The sequence below is a fragment of the Candidatus Phytoplasma sp. AldY-WA1 genome, from assembly GCF_020312115.2.
Taxonomy (GTDB): Bacteria; Bacillota_I; Bacilli_A; order Acholeplasmatales; family Acholeplasmataceae; genus Phytoplasma; species Phytoplasma vitis.
In genome coordinates this window covers 1-3,606 of sequence record NZ_JAHRHX020000060.1, presented here as the reverse complement: position 1 = coordinate 3,606, position 3,606 = coordinate 1, and the positions used below count along the sequence as shown (strand labels likewise).

Below are 3,606 nucleotides of genomic sequence, written 5' to 3'. Positions count from 1 at the left end.
TGTCTGAGTAGATGAATCTATAGTTTTTGCTTTTAAAACATTAACTAACATATGGTCCGAATTAGAAATATTACTTCTTTTCGCTAATCTAAAAGTTTTTTCATGATTATATTTTTCTTTTAATTCGTAAATTTCTATTTCGTTTTCTGAAGGAAAATTAAAAGCAAAACCAATTGTTTTTTCAGAACTATTATTAGTGATATCAAAAGTAATTCTTTGTTTAAGACTATTATCAGATTCTTGAATTTGTTCTGCTTTTTCATAAACTGTTATCAAACCTGGTACAAAAATTTTTCCTAAAAAATGACCTACTGTTTTTTTAGCTGCTTGTTTAGATACTTTTTTTAAAGCATTTTTATGAATTTTATCTCTAACTTTTTGATTAATTTTTAAAACTATTTTTTTAACTTGTTGATCTGAAAAACGTTGACAAGATAATTCTATATCTTTTTCAGGATCCATATAAGTTTTATCTAAATCTTTATTTTTAATAAAACTTTCTAAAATTTCATTTATGACAAAAACATGTTTATCGCAATCACAAAAAGCAAAATCTATTTGCTTGATTTTTTCTAATTCATTTGAATTAAAAAAGAAAAAACCTTTTCCGGGGTCACTTTCTAATTCATAATAAACAATGTCATTTAACATTGCGATTTTATAATCATTTGCATCAATCAATCTATCGGTAAAACCTGCCACTTCGGCAACATCATAAGCAAAATTGAAAACATGTCCTGCTCCAGGTATAAATCCAAGAACATCTTCTGTTAATTGTTTGCCATTGCTCCATTCTTGATAAGATTTGCAAGGAACCATTTTTATCCCTTGAATATCATAAAATAAGCGAAAATTAATAGAAAAAACTGGACCACCTTCATGTTTCCATTTTTTTAATTCATGTTTTTTAGAAGAATCTATTTCGTAATCAAGAGGATTAAAAAATGACTGGCCATTAGATCCATCACCATCAGAATAAATATGGGCATAAACTGGAATCAAATAAATATTTAAAAAAGACAAAATCAAGAAAATCACAAATAAAGCTTTAATTTTAAAATTTTTAAAAACTTTAAAAAACATAAAACCTCCTAAATTATTTAATAAAAACTCAATATTTAAAAAAAATAATTAAAATACAATTTTATTTTCTTATTGAGTATGCGCAGTGTTAAATTAAAATAGAACCGTTCAAAAAGTAAACTATTCATTAATTAATAGTACTATAAAATAAAAATAATATATCAATTAAAAATTTAAAAATTTTTTTAAAAATTGAACTAAACAAAGAAAAAAAAAGAAAAAACCAAGAAAGAAAACATATACAATATTTTATAAATCTTATATTTTATAATCTTATTTTTCATTATATAAAGAAATAGTACTATTAATTTAGATCAATTTATTCAAAATAAGATGGTAAATTTAATCTATAAATATTTTGGTTTATATATTTAAGTTTTTTATAAAAAACGAAATTCAACCTGAACCTATTAAAAACAAACCACTTACTATTGAATATTTAAGAAATGTAAAACTACAAATAGTAAAATATACTGAATATTATCGCACTGTTATAATTTTTTGTAAATAAATTCATTTTTAAAACCTCTTTTCACTAAAAACAAAAAAAAGACTAGTTGTTTTAAACTAGTCTTTTCGGTATTAAAAATGAATTTATTTACAAAAATTTATAACAATGCGGGATAGATAAAAATAATAAAATTATTCATGATAAATCCCTAATATGTTTTGGAAAACTAGAAATAATAAGAACTTATAAAGCTATCATGAATGGATACATAAATTATTATAGTTATATTTCAAACATCGCTCAATTAGGCAAATGGTATTATTATGTGACATATTCTTTATTAAAAACTCTTGCTGGAAAGGATAAATGCTCACTTGCAAAAGTTCGGAAGAAATATCGAATAGGGAAAAGTTTTGGAATCAAATATGAAACTAAAACCAAACCCAAATACGATATTTGGCCGCTATTTAGTTGGGAATTTGTAAAAAAATTAAGGAAATATCAAAATAAAAATACGAACTTAACAGTAAACACAAACACCTATAAAAGTAGAACTAAGTTAACGGATAGATTGCAAGCTGTTAAATGTGAAAACTGTTTAGTAGAAGGAATTCCACTAGAAATTCATCATACGAAAACTGTGAGAAACAAGAATATGCAAAGTATGAGAAACAAAGAAACAAAAGTATTATGCAAAACTTGTCATCAAAAAATAACGAACCAACAAATAAAATCATTTGGATGGTTTAAAAGACACAAACAAAACATTTTATCCAAAAACAAATAAATAAATCGTCAAAAACTAGGAATATTATAAACGCCGTATGCTTGGAAACTTGCTCGTACGGTGTTGTGTGGGGCCAATTTGTAATAAGGAATAATCCTGAAACGCATTTGATCTATCACGATTAGATTATTATTTTGATAATTCTTTTATAGAAAATTGCTTTATTGTAAATACAATTAAGGAATTAGTTAATAAAGAAAATTATAAATATGAAGACATCGCTATATTATATAGAAAAAATTATTTATCTTCAATAAAAGATAGTCTTTTTTTAAATAAAATTCCATATATAATTAACGAAAATAGAGAAAAAAGTTTTAAAATTAAATCAAAAAAACAATTCGACGACCCTTATTTAAATAAAATAAGGAAAATGTTAGAAGAAAAAAGAAAAGAATTAAACAATAACAAAATAAAAGAACAAAATAAAGTTTTGTTAACAACAATTCATCAAATTAAAGGATTAGAATTTAAAATAGTTTTTTTAATTGGATTCGAACAAGAAACCTTCATTGATGATTTTTTACATACAATAGATGTCAAAGAAGAAAGACGCCTTGCTTATGTTGCAATCACAAGAGCAAAAGAACGTTTATATATTACTGTTTCAAAAGAGAGAATGGTATATGGAGATATCATGAATCTAAACCCTGTCATCTTTTTACAAGAAATGGGATTATAAAAATAAAAAATAAATTAAATAACAAAATTAATATTTTTGATATTGCGAATTATATTATTCTTAATTTTAGTAAAAAATATCAATTAACACATTTAAAATTACAAAGAATTATTGTTTATGTTTATTTTCATTATTTAATAATTTATAAAAAACCTTTATTTTTAGAAAATTTAGAACAGTGTGAGATATTTTAAAATTAACAAAAAATAATATTTAACAAAAAAATTATATTATTTAACTAACGAAAAAATAATTAAATATAAAATTTATAAAATATAATTTAGATAAATAAAGAACAAAAAGAAAGTTCTTAATATAGTTTTCTTTTTATTTATGTTTCTTTTTTAATAAAATTTAAATTTTATATATTTTGTCAAAAAAAATATTTTGGATAATATTTATTTTTTTGTATTGGTTGGTAATAAGCAATCCAATTTTGATTTCGATCTAAAACAAGAAATGATTTTGTGGTCAAAATTTGTCTTTCATCTAATAAAACACCATTTTTAACTAATTTAATTAAATAATCATTTAAAATAATTTTTTGCGTTTTTTTAAATAATATTTTAACATCGATTAAATTTTTAAAATCAACCGAATTAA

Annotated in this window: 3 protein-coding genes and 1 pseudogene; 2 read left to right on the top strand and 2 right to left on the bottom strand. The window is 22.1% G+C overall.

Going from position 1 to position 3,606, the window contains the following annotated elements:
• Positions 1 to 1,083, bottom strand: a 1,083-nt coding sequence (locus KTO59_RS03770) for a hypothetical protein (protein WP_284928709.1), incomplete at its 3' end; no start/stop codon positions are given.
• Positions 1,084 to 1,706: 623 nt separating this feature from the next.
• Between KTO59_RS03770 and KTO59_RS03765 the strand changes: the two genes are divergently transcribed.
• Together KTO59_RS03765 and KTO59_RS04530 are read left to right on the top strand one after the other, a co-directional pair.
• Positions 1,707 to 2,321: a group II intron reverse transcriptase/maturase gene (locus KTO59_RS03765; RefSeq protein ID WP_320412684.1), complete on the top strand. Its 615-nt coding sequence runs from the start codon at positions 1,707 to 1,709 to the stop codon at positions 2,319 to 2,321.
• Between the two features lie 148 nt (positions 2,322 to 2,469).
• On the top strand, positions 2,470 to 3,003 hold the full coding sequence (locus KTO59_RS04530; RefSeq protein WP_320412683.1) for a 3'-5' exonuclease: 534 nt from the start codon (positions 2,470 to 2,472) through the stop codon (positions 3,001 to 3,003).
• A gap of 373 nt (positions 3,004 to 3,376) precedes the next feature.
• Here the strand turns inward: KTO59_RS04530 and KTO59_RS03755 are convergent.
• Positions 3,377 to 3,606: pseudogene (locus KTO59_RS03755) on the bottom strand (pseudouridine synthase); the annotation flags it as partial.